We start from the raw sequence: 17,284 nt of genomic DNA, 5'->3' as shown, positions 1-17,284 counted from the left end.
AGGGTGGAGCGAGGGGGGAGAGGGTGCCGGTCAGACGATCCGGCGGGCGGCGAGGACGTCCGGCCGCCAGTCGACGAGGGACGAGATCTTGACCACGTCACCGGTGCGCGGCGCATGCAGAATCAGGCCGTCGCCGATGAACATCCCTACGTGTTCCGGGACTTTGGCCGTCCCGCGGGTGAAGAGGAGATCGCCCGGCTTGAGGGCGTCGACGCTGACCGCCTTGCCCTCCTTGACCTGTGTGTACGTGGTCCGGGAGATCGAGATGCCCCCGGCCTTGTACGACATCTGCATCAGGGACGAGCAGTCACAACGGCCCATCGGGTCCTGGCCGCGCGGATCGGTGCACGCGCCACCCCACTGATACGGAGTGCCGAGCTGGCCCAGACCCCAGCGGATGGCGGTTCGAACCGACTTGGCCGCATCAGCCGGGATCCTGTAATCCTTGGGGACGGATCCGGCGGGGATCGGACCGAACTTGGCCCCGTCATCGCCGGTGCCGCACCCGCCGGACATCGCATCCGTCTGCTCGCCCTTGTCACCCACGCCGGAACTCGGCTTCGCCGACAGCGACGTGGCGATGGCCTTCTGCAGAGCCGTGGCCAGCGGCTCCCACTTGGCGTACGCGTCGGGGAGGCCGCTCTTCTGGACCGCCTGTGCCGCCTGAGTGATAGTCATGGACTGCCAGCCCGAGACCTTCAACAGCGCCTCGTAGAACCTCGTCGAGGCGTGCACCGGATCGCGGACCTGCTGGGCCGTCCCCCAACCCTGGCTGGGACGCTGCTGGAATAGACCGAGCGAATCCCGGTCGCCATAGTCCAGATTCCGCAGCCCCGACTCCTGCAGGGCCGTGGCCAGGGCCACGACCTGCCCCCGGGCCGGCACCTTCATGGCGACGCCGGTGGCCTGGATCGTCTTGGCGTTCGGGATCTGCTCCGCGGGATCGTCCAGCCCCGGCACCGACACCGCGGCCTTGCCGCCACCCTTGAGGATCGACTCCACCTGCTTGGCGACCGCCGCGGAATCCACAGCCTGGGCATCGCCGCTCGCGCAGGCGGCCTGGGCGCTACCCGCGCCGGCCAGAGCCATCGCGAGCGGGGCGATCAGCAGCAGCGGGCCGAGAGCCACGGCCCCTACTATCGCCACGCCCGCCTTCACAGTCGCGGGCCGTCCGCCGAGCGGAGGGTGCAGGGATCGGAATCCGGGGAAGAGCGTGCCTGGGCATGCTGCATCAGCAGCTCCTTACTCGTAGGCAGCGCGGCACCAACGTTCTCGCCGAAAAGGTCACCGACACCGCATCAGGGAATGGAGATTCCAAAGGGTCGGGAGCAGCTAACTCCCGAACCCTGGGAACCCCGTTGCTGGAGAGCGGCAGCCAGCCGCGCTCTTAATCTCATACGCCACACGGAGAATTCCCTCGCCGAAATATCAGGCCATTTCGTGAGCGCCGCCCGTGCCGCCACCTGGGCGAGGCATCACGCATCAGCACAGCTCAACAGGGCAGGAGGTGAGCCCCGTCCGTCGAACACGGCGAGACTCTAGGGACGAATTCCGGCCGCACCAAACGACGCCTCATCTGGCAGCGGGGACCCGTCATATGGCGGCAGAGCGTCATTAGGCGCGGCCGGGAACAACGGCTACTCTCCAGCCCATCGCTCTCCTTAGGCGCCTGCTTCTGCGGCTTCCAGGAGCGACTCACGCCGACGTGCGCAGAATTCCGAGAGCACGGAATCAGGCGCACGACCCTCCCCGCGGAAAGAGAGAACCGCACATGCCGTACACCCTGCACCGAGGCGACGCGCTGACCGCTCTCGCCGGCATCCCCGACAACAGCGTCGATGCGGTCATCACGGACCCGCCCTACAACAGCGGTGGCCGAACCAGTAGCGAACGAACCGGCCGCAGCGCCCGCGCGAAGTACACCTCGGGCGACGCCGAGCACGACCTCGCCAACTTCCCCGGCGAGAACCGTGACCAGCGTTCGTACGGCTTCTGGCTCACCCTCCTGCTCACCGAGTCCTACCGGGCCACCGCCGAGTCGGGCGCCGCGCTCGTCTTCACCGACTGGAGGCAACTGCCCACCACCACCGACGCGCTCCAGGCTGCAGGCTGGACCTGGCGCGGCATCGCCTCGTGGCACAAGCCGGTCTCCCGACCGCAGAGGGGCCGACTCAAGCAGTCCTGCGAGTACATCGTCTGGGGCACCAAGGGCCCGGTCGACCCCGACCGGAACCCCGTCTACCTGCCCGGCCTCTACACCGCGAGCCAGCCCCGGAAGGACCGCGTGCACATCACGCAGAAGCCCGTGGAGGTGATGCAGGAGCTGGTGAGGATCTGCCCGCCGGGCGGAACGGTCCTCGACCCCTTCACCGGCTCCGGCACGACCGGCGTCGCCGCCCTGCGCGAGGGCCGCAAGTTCATCGGCGTCGAGCTCTCCGAACACTACGCGGACATCGCAGAGGAGAGGCTCCGCGCGGAGCTGACGCAGGACGAATTCGTTCTGGCCGGACCGGAGGAGTGATCATGAGAACAGAGAGCCCGGGGCCAGCAGATCGCAGACGCCAAAGGGCGGCTGGCGCATCGAGTAACCGATGTGCCAGCTGCCCTTTTGCTCGCGTCAGGCCGCCTCGAACGCTCGCCGGATCACCGGTGTCGCCTTCTCCAGGTCGGCCGCCGAGGTGATGCGTACCTCCAGGTCCCCGGTCCCGAGATGCCCGATGCCGCGCATGTCCCGGGTGAAACCTTGCTCCAACGTGACGGTGTCAGGGTCGAGTCTGAGGTAGACCAGGATCACCCCGTGCTTCGGACGGAAGATCACCGACGCCACGTTCACCAGTCGCCGGTAGGCGATGTAGTGCCGAAGGGGCGCCACCTCGACTTCGCCCCACGCCGTGAGAGTGTCGTCCAGCTCCGCGTACAGGTCCCGCAGGCAGTCAGGGACGAGGCCAGGCCCCGCCGACACGGGGATCACCGGAGCCGTTTTCCCCGGGGGCACGGCACGAAGCAGCTGGAGTGATCACGTCCGGGCCTGGCAGGAGACGCATGCCCGCTACGGAGCGCTGCCGCGAGGGTTTCATCTGGAGAGTGCGACGTAGCGCCGCTTGCTGTCGCCCGGGTCCTGCCTACCGTGGCTGAGGTCGATTTCGACCCCGGAAGGTTCCAGGGCATCCCGCAGCCGACGCATCATGGCCGCGCTGAGGTAGTGGTGCTGGAGGTCGAGCCACTTCAGGTGAGTGAGCGACCGGCCGCTGAGAAGTGCCGCGGCGCCGGTGTCCGACAGGGTGCCCATGGACAGGGCCAGGGACCGCAACTGTGCGACGACGGGAGCCTCGGCGGCCGCCGTAGCAATCTCGTCCTGCCGCTTGCTGTTGAGCAGTCCCAGGTGACGCAGCGCCGGGAAGCTTTCGCCGGAGAGCAGCGCCGCCAGGTCGGCCACAGTGGTGTCGCCCCCGTACTTCCTGACGCCGAGCCACAGCTCCAGTTCCTTTAGCGCGGGCAACTCGGAGGCGCAGAGTCCGCGCGCCACCTGGGCCGGAAGGCCAGCGCTTTCGAACTCCAGGTACTGCAGCGAAGTGTGACGCAGCGGTGAGACTGCCATGCCTGGCCCGCCGCGCGCCTCGAACCGCTCCAGCAGAGGGTAGGCGCGCAGCAGTGGGGTGACATCGGTCTGCCGGATCCAGGAGATGTCGCTCTCCTTGTAGGAGATGTCCCCGAAGTGGAAGGCTCGCAGGCCGGTCAGTCGGTCCGCTGTGGCAACGGCCAGGTCGAGAATGGGCGCGGGGTCGAATTCATAGGTGTCCGCCCAGCCGCCGAATACCAGGGCCCGTACCCCGGCGAGGTCGACCGCCTGGAGGAACTGCTGCCACGTCTCCTCGAAGCTCTGGTCCCTGTCCCCGCCACCACTTACGCGCCAGGCCACCGAAGCTGCTTCGTGCAGGTCACCGCCACCGGTGAAGTCGACGACCGGTAGGCCGTGAAACGTGGCCAGGTCACCCGGCATGGTGCGACCCCTCGGTTGTTGTGTTCTCCGTCGTCGTCGGCTTGACGAGCCCCCGGCCGGCCGCACGCAACAGCGTTGACCTCCGCAGTGGGAAACGATCACCACAAGCTGGGGATCCCGCTGTTGGACACTGTATATGCCCGTTGATCAACGCGTTTTGTCGGTGCGCCTCTCACCGCAGCCAACACCCATCAGGCTGTGCCCGAGCGGAAGTTCGGCGGTGGCTGGCTGTCGCGCTTCCTTGCCGGATGGCGTGGTGGACGAGCAGGAAGCCGTAGAGTTCCTGCTCAGCTCCTTCGGGGTGCTGTGAACGCAGGACCAGGCGGGGACCGCCGAGGTGGGTCTTGATTTCGTCGAGGGTGGACTCGAACTCCCACCGCTGGGCGTAGAGGGCGGCCAGTTCCGTGGCTGGGGCCTTGTCCGGGTCGAGGATCGTGGTGAGGAGCCGGTAGACGCCCTCGTGGCCGGCGATGGTGTACTCCACCGCGCGGACCGGTACCCCGCGACGGGTGTGGTGGATGTCGATGTCGTTCCGGTCGAAGATCTCGGTGAGGTAGGAGTCGTCCGGCAACTGCTCGACCACCGGCAGCACGAGGTCTTTGCGGACGCGGGGACAGCCCGGGCGGGCGCCGCTGGTTCACCGTCGCCAGCACCGGGGACAAGGGGCGGCGCGACCGTGGAGCCTTCAAACGGACTCGGCCGACCGTAAGGGCGGGCGATACCCACAGCGTCTCACCGCGAGTCGGCGATGAGCGGGCGAGGCTGCTGGACACCCTGCGAGTGTGCCCGTCGGTCCATCGACGGGCACTGTGGCAGCAGCCTGGTGAGGCCGGTCGGCTCGGCGTGCGCACGGCATGTGGAAAGCCCACAATGAGCCATAAGCGTACGGCTGAGGGTGGGCCGCACTCCGGGCGCTCTCTCGGTGCCGGATCCTCGAAGCTCTAGGGAGAGGTCATGACCACTGCACGGGAGATCATGCACGTCGACGCGACCTGTATCCAGGAGAACGAGACGCTGGCCGTTGCGGCGCGCACGATGAAAGAGCTGGACATCGGAGCCCTGCCGGTCTGCGGGGAGGACGACCGCCTCCACGGGATCATCACTGACCGTGACATCGTGGTGAAATGTCTCGCCAACGGCAAGGACCCCCGGACGGTGACCGCAGGCCGGCTCGAACAGGGCAAGCCGATCACGGTTGACGCAGATGCGGACTCCGACAGGGTCCTTCAAACCATGGAGGAGCACAAGATCCGACGGCTGCCGGTCATCGAGAACCACCGCCTCGTAGGGATGATCAGCGAGGCGGACCTCGCACGCCACCTGCCGGAGGAGCAGGTGGGCCACTTCGTTGAGGCTGTCTGCGGAGCCTCCTGATTTCGGGTGCCCTGTCTGTGGTGAACGTCGACGCAGTGATCGGCGTGGCGACCGATCGAGATCTCGTGGTATGGGCCACGGCCCGTAAGCTGTCGCCGCAGACCAGGGTGGAAACGATCACCTGCACCTGCTCCTGCGGAGGCTGAACCACTGTTGCGGTCGCCGTCATCGAGATGCATTCGATCCAGGTGCGTCACCTTCCCGTGGTGGCCGAGGGGCGCCTCGTAGTCACCTCCGGAGGTATGCCATGACCAGTCCGTCTGATACCAGGCCGATCGTGGTGGGCATCGACCCCGACCCCACGAAGCGGGTGGCACTTGCCTGGGCCGCTGACGAGGCCGACCGGCGCAGACTGCCGCTGCGCCTGGTGTACGTGCGAGAGGAGCCGTCCGCCAAGTACCGGACAGCGGAACTGAGACCGGCTTGGGACGCGTGGGACGAGGCGCTGCGAACGCTGGGCATACGCGCTCTGGAGCAGGCTGAGGAGTTCATCAAGGACCGGCGGCCCGGGGTGGAGGTGTCAGTCCTGCTCGTGGAGGGCGACGCGGCCTCGGTCCTGCGCGGACAGGCGCGCGAAGCCACAGCGGTCGTGCTCGGCTCGCGGCACCTGACAGCCCTGCAGGAACTCGTCCCCTCCCTCGCGGTAGCCGTGCCGGTCATAGCCCACACCCACTGCCCTGTGATCGTTGTGCGCGAGGCCGAGCACATCACGCAGCAGCCCCCGTTCCTCGTAGTGGGCGTGGATGGCAGTCCGGACTCCGAGACTGCCGTCGACTACGCGTTCGAGGAGGCGGCTCTGCGTGGCGCCGGGCTACAGGCGCTGTATGTGTGGCACCCGCCGCTCCTCGGCGTCCTGGACGAACAGGCCGCGCGCCAGGAGTGCCGCAGGCTCCTGTCGGAGACTGTGGCCGGCCGCACTGCCGCCTACCCGGATGTGACGGTGCACCATGAGGTCGTGCGCGGCCACCCGGTGAAGGTGCTGAGCGGAGCGTCCGCACACGCCCTGGGTCTTGTAGTGGGATCGCGAGGGCTGGGGGGCTTCACTGGTCTGATACTCGGTTCCGTCAGCCAGGGCGTGCTGCACCACGCCCTGTGCCCGGTCATGGTTGTTCCGCATCCGAAACGCTGAGCCGGTAAGGGACGGCGCGGTCCGCTCTCCAGCCCGAGTACCAGGGCTACTGCGGGCAGATAATCCTGAGCGGCGACGATCTTGCGGAGATGGGCGAGCTGAACGACGTCCAGCGTGCCGCTCGGGAGGCGGGGTGTCGTCGAACCGTACTTGCTGTGCCTCGGTGAGGCCGCGCAGGATCGGCTTCCCGCTGATGTGGACGACGCCGTGGTCCACTGCGTCAGCGAACGCCGGGCACCCTTCGTGCTCGCGGCGATCGAGAAGCGCATGGCCCCCGTTCTTCGCTCACTCGGCGTGGACCAGCCATGCCCCCGCGTCTGGTGACCAGAACGACAAGAGCCGTATGATGAGAGATCGTCACGTACGGATCTGTGAGGGCCGAGGGTGAGAATCCCCTCGGCTACTCGGTGGGTCACCTCAGTCAACGGATGCCCGTCCTCACGGCACGGTGACAGCCGGCCACAACGATCGCGGTCATCCGTCGCAGATTCCACCGCACCCCGCCCGCCAGCAGCAGCCGACGGGGCACAGCGGCGAAGCACACCACTGACAGCGCCTCGCACCCCACGGCAACCGCCAGCTGTGGCACATGCACCCGGGAGATGAGGTGGAACGCCTGGGCAAGCTCGTACACGGCGGATTTAGCGAGGCGCTGCTGGGGTCGGTCGGCCAGCACTGCGTGCAGCACGCTCCGTGCTTCGTTGTCGTGGTCCGCGGGTCCGGTCACGGAGCCTGAACAGCGCGGCGGCGTACGGTAGTCCCCCACAGGCCGCCGCCGACCAAAAGCGTTGCGGCTCAGAGAGTTTGCCCCCTTCCTCGGCGCGGCGTGGGTGGCCCTCCCAGGAAGACGGAAACGGCCGATGACTTCAGCATGGAGCGGACCGTTGTCCAGTACATAGGGGTCGTTCGTTTCCTTGATGCGGACCGGATGGCTCCTCGGTGAGGGCACGTTTGTTGCCGGGCTCAGTCGGATGGTTCTTCTACGAGTCGGCAGTCCACACCGACCACTCCTTCCACGGACTGAGCGAGACGGGCAGCGACGGGAATGAGGTCGGGGTTGCGGACACGGCCGGTGAGCGTGGCCACGCCCCCGGTGACGCCGACTTTCACGGACGAGGCGGGGAACAGCCGGTTGACGACTTCGTGGCGTATTTCGGCAGCGAGCTCGTCGTCGGAGCGCAGGAAGATCTTGAGGAGATCGGCGCGGCTGACGATGCCCTTGAGGTTGCCGTCGGCGTCGACGACCGGGAGACGCTTGATGCGCCGGTCGGCCATCAGCCGGGCGGCTTGTGGGAGGGGCACATCGGGTTTCACGGTGATGGCGGGACTCGTCATCAGTTCCTCGGCCCGGACCGCGCCGGCCTTGGCGGTGTCGCCCGGGCGGTACATCTGCTCGATCAAGCCGATCCTGTGCTCGTGGAATTCCTCCTTGGAGAGCAGATCGGCTTCGGAGACGATGCCGACGACGTGGCCCTCGCCTTCGACGACGGGCACTGCGGCGACCCTCCACTGTTCCATGCGGGCAGCGATCTCTTTGAATTCCGTGTCAGGGGAGACGGTGACGACGTTCTTCGTCATGACGTCGTTGACGGTGTACCGGGCGGAGGTCATGGCAGGTTCCTCGGCGGATGCGGATGAGCGGCCAACTGCTGCCGCATGGGTGAACAGGTCCGACACGGCCATGAAGTCGAAAGCGCGACGAGCGAGGGCCCCATGGCTTTCATCGTGTGCCTCTCATCCCTGTCTCGCAGCTACGCACCGGGATGGGGCCTTACGGTGTTCTGTCGCGAAGGCCGTCCGGCGCCGGTCAGCGGACGAGGACGGCCTCCCCGGGCCTGGGCGCGACCGCTGTCCAGCCCATTGGAAGGAGTGTCTCGACACCGTGCTGGCGTTGGGTGACACCAGGCCACTGCCCGTCGTCATCGACTCGTTCCCGACCTCGTATCGGCGAGCCCAGTCCTGCCGTCCGTCATCCACGGCGCCCTCCGCCACCGTGACAGAGCGCCGCTGAAAAAGCCGGGCTCGACTGCTGCGCGGCGGCGAAACCGCACCGGTCATGACCCGACTGTTCGCCTCCTCTTCGCCGTTGCGCGCCCTTGTTTCGCGAAGCCGTCGTGGTCCGGCGGACACCACATCCGAGCCGAACCCGGCCATGGGCCGTTCGGTCCCTCCCAGCTTTGGCCCACTCGGCACTGCGACGATGATGTTTCCGGGGCGATCGTGGAAGTCGGACGGTTTCCGGGCTCCGCTTCCCGAGAGGGTGACAGCGATGCAGCGCATCCGGACCCAGATCAAGCCGCGACAGCCCCGCAAGCCCGCGCGGCTGGATCTGCGAACCCCATCCGGTCGACTGATGCGCTACTGAAGCCCGCGGACATCGCACATACGGCGGAGGGCATCATGGCAATGACGCGACGCGTCGTACCTTTCACGGAGTTCGGCCGGCAGGATGTCGGCCGTGTCGGTGGCAAGAAAGCCTTGCTGGGGGAGATGTTCGCACCTGGCCGTTGCGGGCGTGCGGGTGCCTCCTGGCTTCACGACGACGGCGGACGCGTACGACAGCCACGGGCTGCGTGCACGGATCGCAGCGCAGATAGGAAGACTGCACGCAGGAGCCGTGCCGGACGAGGTCAAGGCCCACCCCCATGAGGCTGCTGCGCCCCGAAGGGGTGGACGAGCACAACCGTTGCGTCATCGAGCAGCTCTCCGAGGGTCACCTCGACCGACTCGATCTCAGTGACACCGGACAGCGTCGCCACGGTGAAACAGCACGTGGCCGCTGCCGAACTGAACCCGCGTGGGGAGAACCGAACGGCCCCATTCGGAACCCGACAGACCCGAGCGGGCCTGTCGTCCAGCGACGGCAAACGAAATTGGACACCGCACAGAGGCACCGCTGAGGCGCTGAAACGGAGGAGATCATGTCCGGATCCCAGATGGAGCGCAGGCGCAGCATTTTCCCCGACCTCACCGACTGGTTCGGAAGCGACTTTCCTCGCTTCCCGATATGGCGGCCGATGCCTCACATCCACCCGATCCCGATCGAGGTGACCAGCCAGGAGGGGCAGTACACGCTGCGGGCCGAGCTTCCCGGGATGGACCCCGCGAAGGACATCCACATCACGGCCGAGGGCGACACCCTCACTGTCAGTGCCGAACACGCCGAGAGCAAGGAGGAAAAGGACCACTCGGAGTTCCGCTACGGCTCCTTCCACCGCACCGTGCGCCTACCGGCCCAGATTCCGTCCGACAGAGTCGAGGCAGAATACGAGGACGGCATCCTCACCGTGCGTGTGGAGATGGAACCCGAGACGGCCGAGACCACACGCAGCATCCCCGTGAAAAGAGTCACGACCAGCGGGCAAGGCGAGTCGTGACGACCTGCCCCCTGAACCGTGGCGCCGGCCTCGACGCACGCACCGGAACAACACGCGGCGCTGACACATGCTCTGATGTCATCCCGTGTCACGCACAGTCCTGACCGGAACTTCGGCGTCGAGCCGGGCCGTCACGTCCACGACTCCCGGCACCGTGCGCGCGACCTGAACCAGCACGTCACTGAGTGACGGATCGGGGATGGTGCCGTTCAGGTGGACGGTGCCGTCGGACACGTGGACGTACACGGCTGCCGAGCCCGCCGGGATGAGCCGAGTCATGAACAGCTCGCGCAGCTCCTGGGCGATGGGAACGGTTGATCGCTCGCCGACTCTGCCGCTCAGGGTGACGAATCCTTCCTGGACGGTTACCGTCACGCCGCCGGGTGTCATGCGGAGAGTGTGGCCCAGTACCTCGTCGACGATTTCATCGCATATGGCGTCGTCTCGGCGGAGCATGGGGCGCAGCAGGTCGGCGCGGCTGACGCTTCGGCGGCACCGCCCGAATGTGGACCAGAACGGGGGCCGATCAGCCCCGTTCTAAGCGGTTGGCGTGTGCGAGGCTACGTAGTCCGCGCAGCCGTTGAGCGTGTTCAGCGAGGGATAGTCCGTCTCGGGAAGGGGAAGGCCCGTGCGCCCGCTCAGCGCCTCGACGAAGTTGAGAAAGTCCAGCGAATCCATCTCCAGACCGATCCGGAAATTCTCGTCGGGCGAGAGAGAGGCCAGGTCGGCGCCAGGCACCACGTCTGTCAGGACCTGCTCGGTCAATTCGAGTGCCTCGTCGTGGTTCACAGTTCCTCCGGTCGTTGGAGCATTCGGTCGAGTGCCGTCAAGAAGCGCGCGCCGGTCGCACCGTCGCTCGCGCGGTGATCGGCGGAAAGCGTGGCGGTCACGGTCGGGTGCACAGTGAGCATCCCGTCCACGGCAACAGGATGCTCGACGACACACCCCAGGCCCACGAGCGCGACCTGCGGGGGGTAGATCACCCCGAATACGGTCTCCACGCCCTGGTCACCGAGGTTCGTCACCGTGAGCGTGGGGTCAGCGGTCTCCGAGGCACGCAGACGCCCTCCACGGGCCCGCGAGACCAGATCCCTGAGGGTCTTCATCAGCTCCGGCAGGAGCAGGCTGTCGGCGTTCGCCAGCGCCGGTGCCACCAGGCCACCGCCGCGCAGGGACACAGCGACGCCGAGCCGCACGTCATTGGCCGGGACGAACGCATCGTCCTTCCAGTGACCGTTCAGCTCCGGGACCTGCCGTGCGGCCATTGCGACGGACTTCAGCAGCAGGGCCGCGGGCACGAGACGTTCCTCCACGGGGCTGTTCGCGTTCCGGCCGAGCATCCACGTCATGGCGGCCGCGAGATCGATCGTCGTGGACAGGTAGTAGTGGGGGATATCGCGGTTGGCGCGTGACATCAGCGCGGAGATCGCCGAACGCGCGGTCGGTCCCCTTGCGCCGGAGGAGCCGGGCCCGGCCGACGGGCGGATCGGGGACGTCGCCTGTGCCGCCACCGGTGGGCGGCGGACGTGGGCACGGGGCGCACGATGCTCCGCTGCGGCACGCACGTCGTCGGCTCTGACGGTGCCGTTCCGTCCCGTACCCCGAACCTGCCTCAGGTCCACGTCCATCGACTGCGCCAGACGGCGGGCCAGCGGCGATGCCGGGATCCGGCACGGCAGCCGCGTCACTGCCTCCTCGACGTCGGCGCGGGTGATCTGGCCGCCCTTGCCCGAACCGCGCACGGTGGACAGGTCGATGTCGTTCCGCCGCGCCAGTTGCCTCACCAAAGGTGTCGACACGGTTTCGTCGGCCGGAGCGGCCGCGTGAACGGAGGCCGGAGGGAAGTCGGGAGACGGCCTGGTCGACTGTTGCGCGTCGGTGTGGACAGAGGGCTCGGCCGCCGGGCCGATGACTGCCAAAGGGGCGCCCACCGGCACAGTGGTACCCGGGGAGACCAGGAGAGCGCTGACGGAACCCGAGTCGAAACACTCGACCTCGATGGTTGACTTGGCCGTTTCCACGACCGCGACGACATCCCCCTTCGCCACGGTGTCGCCCGGGCCGACCAGCCATTCGACAAGAGTGCCCTCGTCCATGTCCGCGCCCAGGGAAGGCATGGTGAACTCGGCCATGTCAGCTCACCGCCAGGCGCACAGCGTCCACGATGGACGCGGGCTGGGGCAGCGCCGCCTCTTCGAGCTGCCGGGCATAGGGGATGGGGACTTCCGCGCTGCATACCCGCTGCACGGGAGCGTCGAGCTCGTAGAAGGCCTGCTCGATGATGCGGGCCGAAATCTCCGCCGCGAGACTGCCGCTGCGCCACGCTTCGTCCACGACCACGGCCCGGTGAGTGCGGCCCACGGACTCCATGACGGTGGCATCGTCCAGCGGGCGCAGGGCGCGCAGGTCGAGGACTTCCGCGCTGATGCCATCCCCCGAAAGGACATCCGCGGCGGCCAGGGCCTTCGGCAGCGATCCACCGTACGTGATGACGGAGACGTCCGTGCCGGGCCTGCGCACTGCCGCACTGTCGAGGTCGACGGCGTCAATGGTGGGATCCAGGACGCCCGCTGCGTTGTAGAGGCTGCCGTGCTCGAAGATCAATACCGGGTCCGGGTCGCAGAGGGCGGCCGCCAGCATGTGCCGCGCGTCGTCCAGGGTCGCGGGGGCGAGCACGCGGATGCCGGGGATGTGGGCATACCAGCCCTCCAGGCTGTGCGAGTGCTGGGCGCCGAGTTGCCGTCCCGCTCCGGTGGTCATGCGAATCACCACGGGTACGCTCAGCTGCCCGCCGGACATGTGCAGCAAAGTGGCCGCGTTGTTGAGGATCTGGTCCAGCGCGAGGAGGCTGAAGTTGACGGTCATGATCTCGACCACGGGCCGCATCCCGCCGAGCGCGGCACCGATGCCCGCGCCGACGAACGCGGACTCCGACAGCGGAGTGTCCCGGATCCGGTCGGGTCCGAATTCTTCGAGGAGTCCCAGGCTGACGCCGAAGCATCCGCCGTATTTGCCGACGTCCTCGCCCATGAGGAAGACGCGCTCGTCGCGCAGGGCGTCGCGCAGGGCTTCGCGGATCGCTTCCCGGTACGTGGTCGGTGAGGGAACCGTTGCGGGCGCCCGGCGCGTGTTCACGAGGCACCCCCGGGTTCACTCGTCACGAAGCGGAGCAGGTCCGCAACAGGCTCCACCGGCGCGTCCTCCGCCGACTGGACGGCCCGCTCGATAATACCGAGCACGTCCTGTTCCAGCTGTTCCATCTCCCGGTCACCGAGCTGTCCTTCGGAACGCATCCGGCCGGCCAGCCCTTGGACCGGGTCGCGTCCCTTCCACTGCTCGATTTCGGACTTGGCACGGTATCGGTCCGGGTCGTACATGGAATGGGCGCGGAACCGGTAGGTCTGCGCTTCGAGGAAGTGCGGTCCGTTGCCCGCCCGTATGGACTCCGTGGCCTGGCGGGCGGCGGCTTCGACAGCGAGCACATCCATGCCGTCGACGCTCCAGGCGGGCATACCGTAGGACGAAGCACGCATCGCGAGGTTGGTCTGCGCGTGTTCACGGGCCAGGCTCGTTCCCATCGCGTACAGGTTGTTCTCACAGACCATCAGCAGGGGCAGCCGCCACAGTGCCGCAAGGTTGGCCGTCTCGTGGAACTCACCTTCCGCGAAGGCGCCGTCACCGAAGAAGCAGCAGGTGACACGGATGCTGCCGCGCATCCGGTCGGCGAGTGCGAGCCCGGCCGCCAGGGGCAGTCCGCCGGCCACGATCGCGTTGCCACCGTAGAAGCGGCGGTCTGCGTCGAACAGGTGCATGGAACCGCCGTGCCCGTGGCTGCAGCCGGTGATCTTGCCGTACATCTCTGACATCACCGCGTCGGCGGGCACCCCACGGGCCAGAGCGTGCCCGTGCTCGCGGTAGGTGGACACCACGGCGTCCTCCTCGCACAGAGCCTCGTTGACGCCCACGGCGACAGCCTCCTCACCGATGTAGAGGTGCACGAACCCGCGGATCTTCGTACTGCTGTACAGCTCGACGCACCGTTCTTCGAATCGGCGGATGACGAGCATCTGCCGGAGGAGGGAAAGGCGATGATCGGACTCGGGAGCACTGCGGGCGGCGGTGGTGGACGCCTTCTTGCGCGTGCCTTTGCGTGCGACCGGACGGGCTCGTCCGTCGGTCCGCGTGGTGGTGCTGCTCATCGTCGTACCTTTCTCACGAGTCAGTCGCCCCGGGTTTCTCGACCGTGGACAGATCTCCTTCGGGCAGTCCCATCTCTCGGGCGCGCAGCACCCGGCGCACGACCTTGCCGCTGCGCGTCCTGGGGAGGTTCTGCTCGAACTCGATCTCCCTGGGAGCCACTGCGGGCCCCAGCCGCTGTCGTGCGAACGCGAGAAGTTCTCGCTTCAGGGGAATGCCGGGTGCGTGGCCCGGCCGCAGCGACACGAATGCCTTGACGACCGCACCCACGACAGGATCCGGGCGGCCGATGACGCCAGCTTCCGCGACGGCGGGGTGCTCCATGAGCGCACTCTCCACCTCGAATGGGCCGATCAGGTGGCCTGCCGACTTGATGACGTCATCGGCGCGGCCCACGAACCAGAACCAACCATCCTGGTCTCGCTTCGCGAGATCGCCCGTGAGGTACCAGCCGTCCACGAAACAGGCCGCGTAGCGGGCTTCTTCGTGCAGATAGCCCCGGAACATAGACGGCCAGCCCGGACGCAGTGCCAGCTCTCCTTCGATGCCCGGTTCGTCGATCACGCGTACATGGCCGTTGGTGACCTCGGCGCGGCCGTCCTCGCCACGTTCGAGAAGGCCGGCTTCGACTCCGGGCAGGGGGCGTCCCATGGAGCCCGGGCGGATGTCGCTGGAGGCAAAGTTGGCAATCATGATGGCGCCCGTCTCCGTCTGCCACCAGTTGTCGTGGATCGGCAGACCGAGAACGTCACGCCCCCAAAGGACGGCTTCGGGGTTCAGCGGCTCGCCCACACTCGCGATGAAGCGGAGGGCCGACAGGTCGTACGACCCCGGCAGTTGCCTGTTCCCCTCCCGGGGGGTGGCGCGCATCAGCATGCGGATCGCGGTCGGTGCTGTGTACCAGACCGTGACCCTCTGGTCGTCCAGGATGCGGTACCAGCGGTGTACGTCGAACTCGCCCTCGTCCACCACGAGAGTCACCCCGTGCGTGAGCGGAGCGACGATTCCGTACGAGGTGCCGGTCACCCACCCGGGATCCGCCGTACACCAGTAGATGTCGCCCGGGCGAAGGTCGAGTGCGAAGCCCGCTGTCGCATGATGGGCGACGACGGCCTCGTGTACGTGGACGGCGCCTTTGGGCGACCCGGTGGTGCCACTGGTGAAATGGAGCAGGGCCATGTCCTCCGGGTCGGTCGGAGGGACGGTGTATTCCTGCGACGCCTGGTTCATGGCCTCGGCGAATGTGGCCGTCCCGGGCGGCGGATCCTCGACGGGGCCGACGAGCAGTACGTGTTCCAGACGCGGCAGGCGGTGCCTGTTCTCCTCCACCTTGCGCCGGTACAGTTCCTGCGTGGTGACGAGAACCCGGGCGCCGCCCAGTTCCAGCCGCTGGCGTACGGGCTCCGGGCCGAACGCGGAGAACAGCGGGCACAGCACGCGGGCGCTGCGCAGCGTGCCCAGCACTGTCGCGTAGAGCGCGGGGCAGCGGCCCAGGAGCGTGAACACCATTTCCTGCCGGGCCACCCCCATGGATGTGAGCGCGTTGGCGAAGCGCGCTGTGAGTCCGGCGAGCTCGTCATAACTGATACGGGTGACCGTGTCGTCCGCTGCTATGCAGCGCAGCGCCTCGCGCGCGCCCAGGCCCGCGGCCACCTGACGGTCCACGGCTTCGTATCCCATGTTGAGCCCGCCACCGGGCAGTCCGGCCAGTTGCGACCGCGCTTCGTCCCAGGTGAATTCGGTGCGGATCCGGTCATAGTCCTGGAGCATGAAGGCGGCGCCGGACCCGGGCTGCTTGTGGATGATGCGATGGTCCATGGCCGGGTCCTTGTCCTCGCTCCGGAATCCTCGACGGGGTACTGCGGCGCCTCGGCATGACGTCGATCGCAGCAGCGTCCTCTCGGCTCTGCGGGCAGGAGTACGTCCTCGACGAGGCGTCGTCGTATCTCCGCGTCGGGTCGCAGGAAGAGGCGCAGCAGGTCCCGGCGGGTGGCGATGCCGACGAGCCGGTCCTCGTCGTCGACCACCGGGAGCCTCTCGACGTCGCTGCGTGTCATCAGCCGGGCGGCGTCCGGTGCGGTCTGCTGCGCGTGGATGGTCACGGCCGGTGCCGACATGATCTCGGCAGCGGTGAATTCGCCTTCCGACGAGGCCACGGTCCTGGTGGCGGCGTCAGGGGCGTCGCCCGTCACGGGATGCCCCGCCGCCTGTCGGCTCAGCAGGTCGCTCTCGGAGACGACGCCGACGACCCGGTCCTTGTCGTCCAGCACGGGCAGTCCGCTGATGTTGTGCTGCGCGAGCAGCTTCGCGACCTCCTTGAAGGAGGTGACCGCTACGACCGAGACGACCTCGTCGGTCATCAGGTCGCCCACTTTGATGCGCTTCATCGCGGCACCCCCTGCCGTCTCGCCAGGACTCGCACGGACGCAGCGCCCGCGTGCTGTTCAGAAACCACGATCTGCCGGGCCGTGCCCGGATGAGGAGGGCCGAACGGGTCTTGGCCGGGGCTGGTCGGACCAGGCTCGGGAGTCTGGGCATCCGGGCACGGCAGGATTCCCTGTCAGGTCCATTGGGCCCCGGGGTGGTCCTGAACGGCCCTCTTGCCCCAGGGCCCGCAGGGCCGACGTGAATCGAGACCCTGGCGGCCGTCCCGAGGATCGTCTCCAGGGGCGGTGAGGCGTACGCCCGGCGTGGGCAGCGGGCCTGCTTCTACGAGCCCGCCGTCGTCGGCCAGGACACGCACGACCTGCGGATATTGCGGTGGTGGCTGCTCCTCGAAGACGCTACCCGGGACGGCGCGGCTACGCCGGTTCTGCCTGACGGGCCCAGGTTTCCCGGCATCTTTCTGCCGCGGCGGGCTGTGTCTGCTTGGCGAGCCCTGTCGCCCGCGTTCAACGGCGATACTTCGGCCGATGCCGCCCGGGGCCGGGTGCCACGTCGGAACCGATCCTGGTGGACCGGGCACCAGGATCGTTCGCGCTCGACCGGAAGGACTCCTGGGTACTCCCGGCCCCGTGCTCAAGGTGACGGACATGGGCGTCGGGACCTGGGAACACGAGCGACACATGGTCGGTGTCCGACCAGTGCACGTCGTAGGGAGGGGTCCCATCCTCATGGTGGAGTCCGACGATCTCGCCGTCGCGCCTGCTGGCGCCGGTAGCCGGACTTTCGACAACAAGATGATCGCCGAGATGAGCTCGCATGATC

The 17,284-nt window shown here is 67.7% G+C and carries 16 protein-coding genes and 2 pseudogenes; 5 read left to right on the top strand and 13 right to left on the bottom strand.

All coding sequences use genetic code 11. From position 1 onward, the window contains the following. Window positions 1-30 precede the first annotated feature (30 nt). Window positions 31-1,089, bottom strand: coding sequence for a C40 family peptidase (locus ACH4EW_RS24555; RefSeq protein WP_398260412.1), 1,059 nt, complete (start codon window positions 1,087-1,089; stop codon window positions 31-33). A gap of 682 nt (window positions 1,090-1,771) precedes the next feature. Between ACH4EW_RS24555 and ACH4EW_RS24550 the strand changes: the two genes are divergently transcribed. After that, window positions 1,772-2,521: a DNA-methyltransferase gene (locus ACH4EW_RS24550; protein ID WP_398260273.1), complete on the top strand. Its 750-nt coding sequence runs from the start codon at window positions 1,772-1,774 to the stop codon at window positions 2,519-2,521. Between the two features lie 96 nt (window positions 2,522-2,617). On the opposite strand, the pseudogene ACH4EW_RS24545 reads toward ACH4EW_RS24550, so the two are convergent. The 3 genes and pseudogenes from ACH4EW_RS24545 to ACH4EW_RS24535 all read right to left on the bottom strand — a co-directional run. Then, window positions 2,618-2,959, bottom strand: a pseudogene (locus ACH4EW_RS24545) (DUF5655 domain-containing protein); the annotation flags it as partial. 114 nt (window positions 2,960-3,073) lie between these two features. Then, window positions 3,074-4,000, bottom strand: coding sequence for an STM4015 family protein (locus tag ACH4EW_RS24540; protein ID WP_398260271.1), 927 nt, complete (start codon window positions 3,998-4,000; stop codon window positions 3,074-3,076). A 172-nt stretch (window positions 4,001-4,172) separates the two neighbouring features. Further along, on the bottom strand, window positions 4,173-4,583 hold the full coding sequence (locus tag ACH4EW_RS24535) for a transposase (RefSeq protein ID WP_398260269.1): 411 nt from the start codon (window positions 4,581-4,583) through the stop codon (window positions 4,173-4,175). Window positions 4,584-4,954: 371 nt separating this feature from the next. Here ACH4EW_RS24535 and ACH4EW_RS24530 point away from each other — a divergent pair, with 371 nt between their 5' ends. The 3 genes from ACH4EW_RS24530 to ACH4EW_RS24520 all read left to right on the top strand — a co-directional run bounded on the left by ACH4EW_RS24530 (window position 4,955) and on the right by ACH4EW_RS24520 (window position 7,239). Then, window positions 4,955-5,374 (top strand): CBS domain-containing protein, encoded by a 420-nt coding sequence (locus ACH4EW_RS24530; protein WP_398260267.1) that lies wholly within the window; start codon window positions 4,955-4,957, stop codon window positions 5,372-5,374. 247 nt (window positions 5,375-5,621) lie between these two features. Beyond that, window positions 5,622-6,503, top strand: coding sequence for a universal stress protein (locus ACH4EW_RS24525; protein ID WP_398260265.1), 882 nt, complete (start codon window positions 5,622-5,624; stop codon window positions 6,501-6,503). A 589-nt stretch (window positions 6,504-7,092) separates the two neighbouring features. Further along, window positions 7,093-7,239 (top strand): universal stress protein, encoded by a 147-nt coding sequence (locus ACH4EW_RS24520; RefSeq protein ID WP_398260263.1) that lies wholly within the window; start codon window positions 7,093-7,095, stop codon window positions 7,237-7,239. A 227-nt stretch (window positions 7,240-7,466) separates the two neighbouring features. Here the strand turns inward: ACH4EW_RS24520 and ACH4EW_RS24515 are convergent, their stop codons facing one another. Further along, window positions 7,467-8,114, bottom strand: coding sequence for a CBS domain-containing protein (locus tag ACH4EW_RS24515; RefSeq protein ID WP_398260261.1), 648 nt, complete (start codon window positions 8,112-8,114; stop codon window positions 7,467-7,469). Between the two features lie 1,310 nt (window positions 8,115-9,424). Between ACH4EW_RS24515 and ACH4EW_RS24510 the strand changes: the two genes are divergently transcribed. Further along, the gene (locus ACH4EW_RS24510) at window positions 9,425-9,880 is read left to right on the top strand and encodes an Hsp20/alpha crystallin family protein (protein ID WP_398260259.1); all 456 of its coding nucleotides are present in this window, start codon (window positions 9,425-9,427) and stop codon (window positions 9,878-9,880) included. A 78-nt stretch (window positions 9,881-9,958) separates the two neighbouring features. Here the strand turns inward: ACH4EW_RS24510 and ACH4EW_RS24505 are convergent, their stop codons facing one another. From ACH4EW_RS24505 to ACH4EW_RS24470, 8 genes and pseudogenes are all read right to left on the bottom strand, one after another. Further along, on the bottom strand, window positions 9,959-10,336 hold the full coding sequence (locus tag ACH4EW_RS24505; protein ID WP_398260257.1) for a BON domain-containing protein: 378 nt from the start codon (window positions 10,334-10,336) through the stop codon (window positions 9,959-9,961). Between the two features lie 81 nt (window positions 10,337-10,417). After that, the gene (locus ACH4EW_RS24500) at window positions 10,418-10,669 is read right to left on the bottom strand and encodes an acyl carrier protein (RefSeq protein ID WP_398260255.1); all 252 of its coding nucleotides are present in this window, start codon (window positions 10,667-10,669) and stop codon (window positions 10,418-10,420) included. Continuing rightward, window positions 10,666-12,012 carry a dihydrolipoamide acetyltransferase family protein gene (locus ACH4EW_RS24495; protein ID WP_398260253.1) on the bottom strand — a complete coding sequence of 449 codons (1,347 nt, stop codon included), beginning with the start codon at window positions 12,010-12,012 and terminating at the stop codon, window positions 10,666-10,668. Before ACH4EW_RS24495 ends, ACH4EW_RS24500 begins: the two co-directional genes overlap by 4 nt. 1 nt (window position 12,013) lies before the next feature. Beyond that, a complete protein-coding gene (locus ACH4EW_RS24490; protein ID WP_398260251.1) occupies window positions 12,014-13,015 on the bottom strand; it encodes an alpha-ketoacid dehydrogenase subunit beta in 1,002 nt (333 codons plus the stop codon). Next, the gene (gene pdhA, locus ACH4EW_RS24485) at window positions 13,012-14,079 is read right to left on the bottom strand and encodes a pyruvate dehydrogenase (acetyl-transferring) E1 component subunit alpha (protein ID WP_398260249.1); all 1,068 of its coding nucleotides are present in this window, start codon (window positions 14,077-14,079) and stop codon (window positions 13,012-13,014) included. The genes ACH4EW_RS24490 and pdhA overlap by 4 nt, the downstream gene beginning before the upstream one ends. A gap of 13 nt (window positions 14,080-14,092) precedes the next feature. Next, on the bottom strand, window positions 14,093-15,895 hold the full coding sequence (acsA, locus tag ACH4EW_RS24480) for an acetate--CoA ligase (RefSeq protein WP_398260247.1): 1,803 nt from the start codon (window positions 15,893-15,895) through the stop codon (window positions 14,093-14,095). 158 nt (window positions 15,896-16,053) lie between these two features. Continuing rightward, window positions 16,054-16,437, bottom strand: a pseudogene (locus ACH4EW_RS24475) (CBS domain-containing protein); the annotation flags it as partial. A gap of 531 nt (window positions 16,438-16,968) precedes the next feature. After that, window positions 16,969-17,280, bottom strand: coding sequence for a DUF1918 domain-containing protein (locus ACH4EW_RS24470; protein ID WP_398260410.1), 312 nt, complete (start codon window positions 17,278-17,280; stop codon window positions 16,969-16,971). Between the last annotated feature and the right edge of the window lie 4 nt (window positions 17,281-17,284).

Origin of the sequence: Streptomyces sp. NPDC018000 (assembly GCF_044328025.1) — a bacterium.
GTDB lineage: Bacteria > Actinomycetota > Actinomycetes > Streptomycetales > Streptomycetaceae > Streptomyces.
Note: the sequence above shows the minus strand (reverse complement) of the source record. Positions and strands in the feature narration are given on the sequence as shown.

What these genes read in the sequence shown, in the direction of transcription:
- ACH4EW_RS24555 (WP_398260412.1), bottom strand. Translation starts at nt 1,089, where the DNA reads ATGGCTCTGGCCGGCGCGGGTAGCGCCCAGGCCGCCTGCGCGAGCGGC.
- ACH4EW_RS24530 (WP_398260267.1), top strand. Translation starts at nt 4,955, where the DNA reads ATGACCACTGCACGGGAGATCATGCACGTCGACGCGACCTGTATCCAG.
- pdhA (WP_398260249.1), bottom strand. Translation starts at nt 14,079, where the DNA reads ATGAGCAGCACCACCACGCGGACCGACGGACGAGCCCGTCCGGTCGCA.
- ACH4EW_RS24505 (WP_398260257.1), bottom strand. Translation starts at nt 10,336, where the DNA reads ATGCTCCGCCGAGACGACGCCATATGCGATGAAATCGTCGACGAGGTA.
- ACH4EW_RS24470 (WP_398260410.1), bottom strand. Translation starts at nt 17,280, where the DNA reads ATGCGAGCTCATCTCGGCGATCATCTTGTTGTCGAAAGTCCGGCTACC.
- ACH4EW_RS24495 (WP_398260253.1), bottom strand. Translation starts at nt 12,012, where the DNA reads ATGGCCGAGTTCACCATGCCTTCCCTGGGCGCGGACATGGACGAGGGC.
- ACH4EW_RS24540 (WP_398260271.1), bottom strand. Translation starts at nt 4,000, where the DNA reads ATGCCGGGTGACCTGGCCACGTTTCACGGCCTACCGGTCGTCGACTTC.
- ACH4EW_RS24520 (WP_398260263.1), top strand. Translation starts at nt 7,093, where the DNA reads ATGCACCCGGGAGATGAGGTGGAACGCCTGGGCAAGCTCGTACACGGC.
- ACH4EW_RS24515 (WP_398260261.1), bottom strand. Translation starts at nt 8,114, where the DNA reads ATGACCTCCGCCCGGTACACCGTCAACGACGTCATGACGAAGAACGTC.
- ACH4EW_RS24510 (WP_398260259.1), top strand. Translation starts at nt 9,425, where the DNA reads ATGTCCGGATCCCAGATGGAGCGCAGGCGCAGCATTTTCCCCGACCTC.
- ACH4EW_RS24525 (WP_398260265.1), top strand. Translation starts at nt 5,622, where the DNA reads ATGACCAGTCCGTCTGATACCAGGCCGATCGTGGTGGGCATCGACCCC.
- acsA (WP_398260247.1), bottom strand. Translation starts at nt 15,895, where the DNA reads ATGGACCATCGCATCATCCACAAGCAGCCCGGGTCCGGCGCCGCCTTC.
- ACH4EW_RS24550 (WP_398260273.1), top strand. Translation starts at nt 1,772, where the DNA reads ATGCCGTACACCCTGCACCGAGGCGACGCGCTGACCGCTCTCGCCGGC.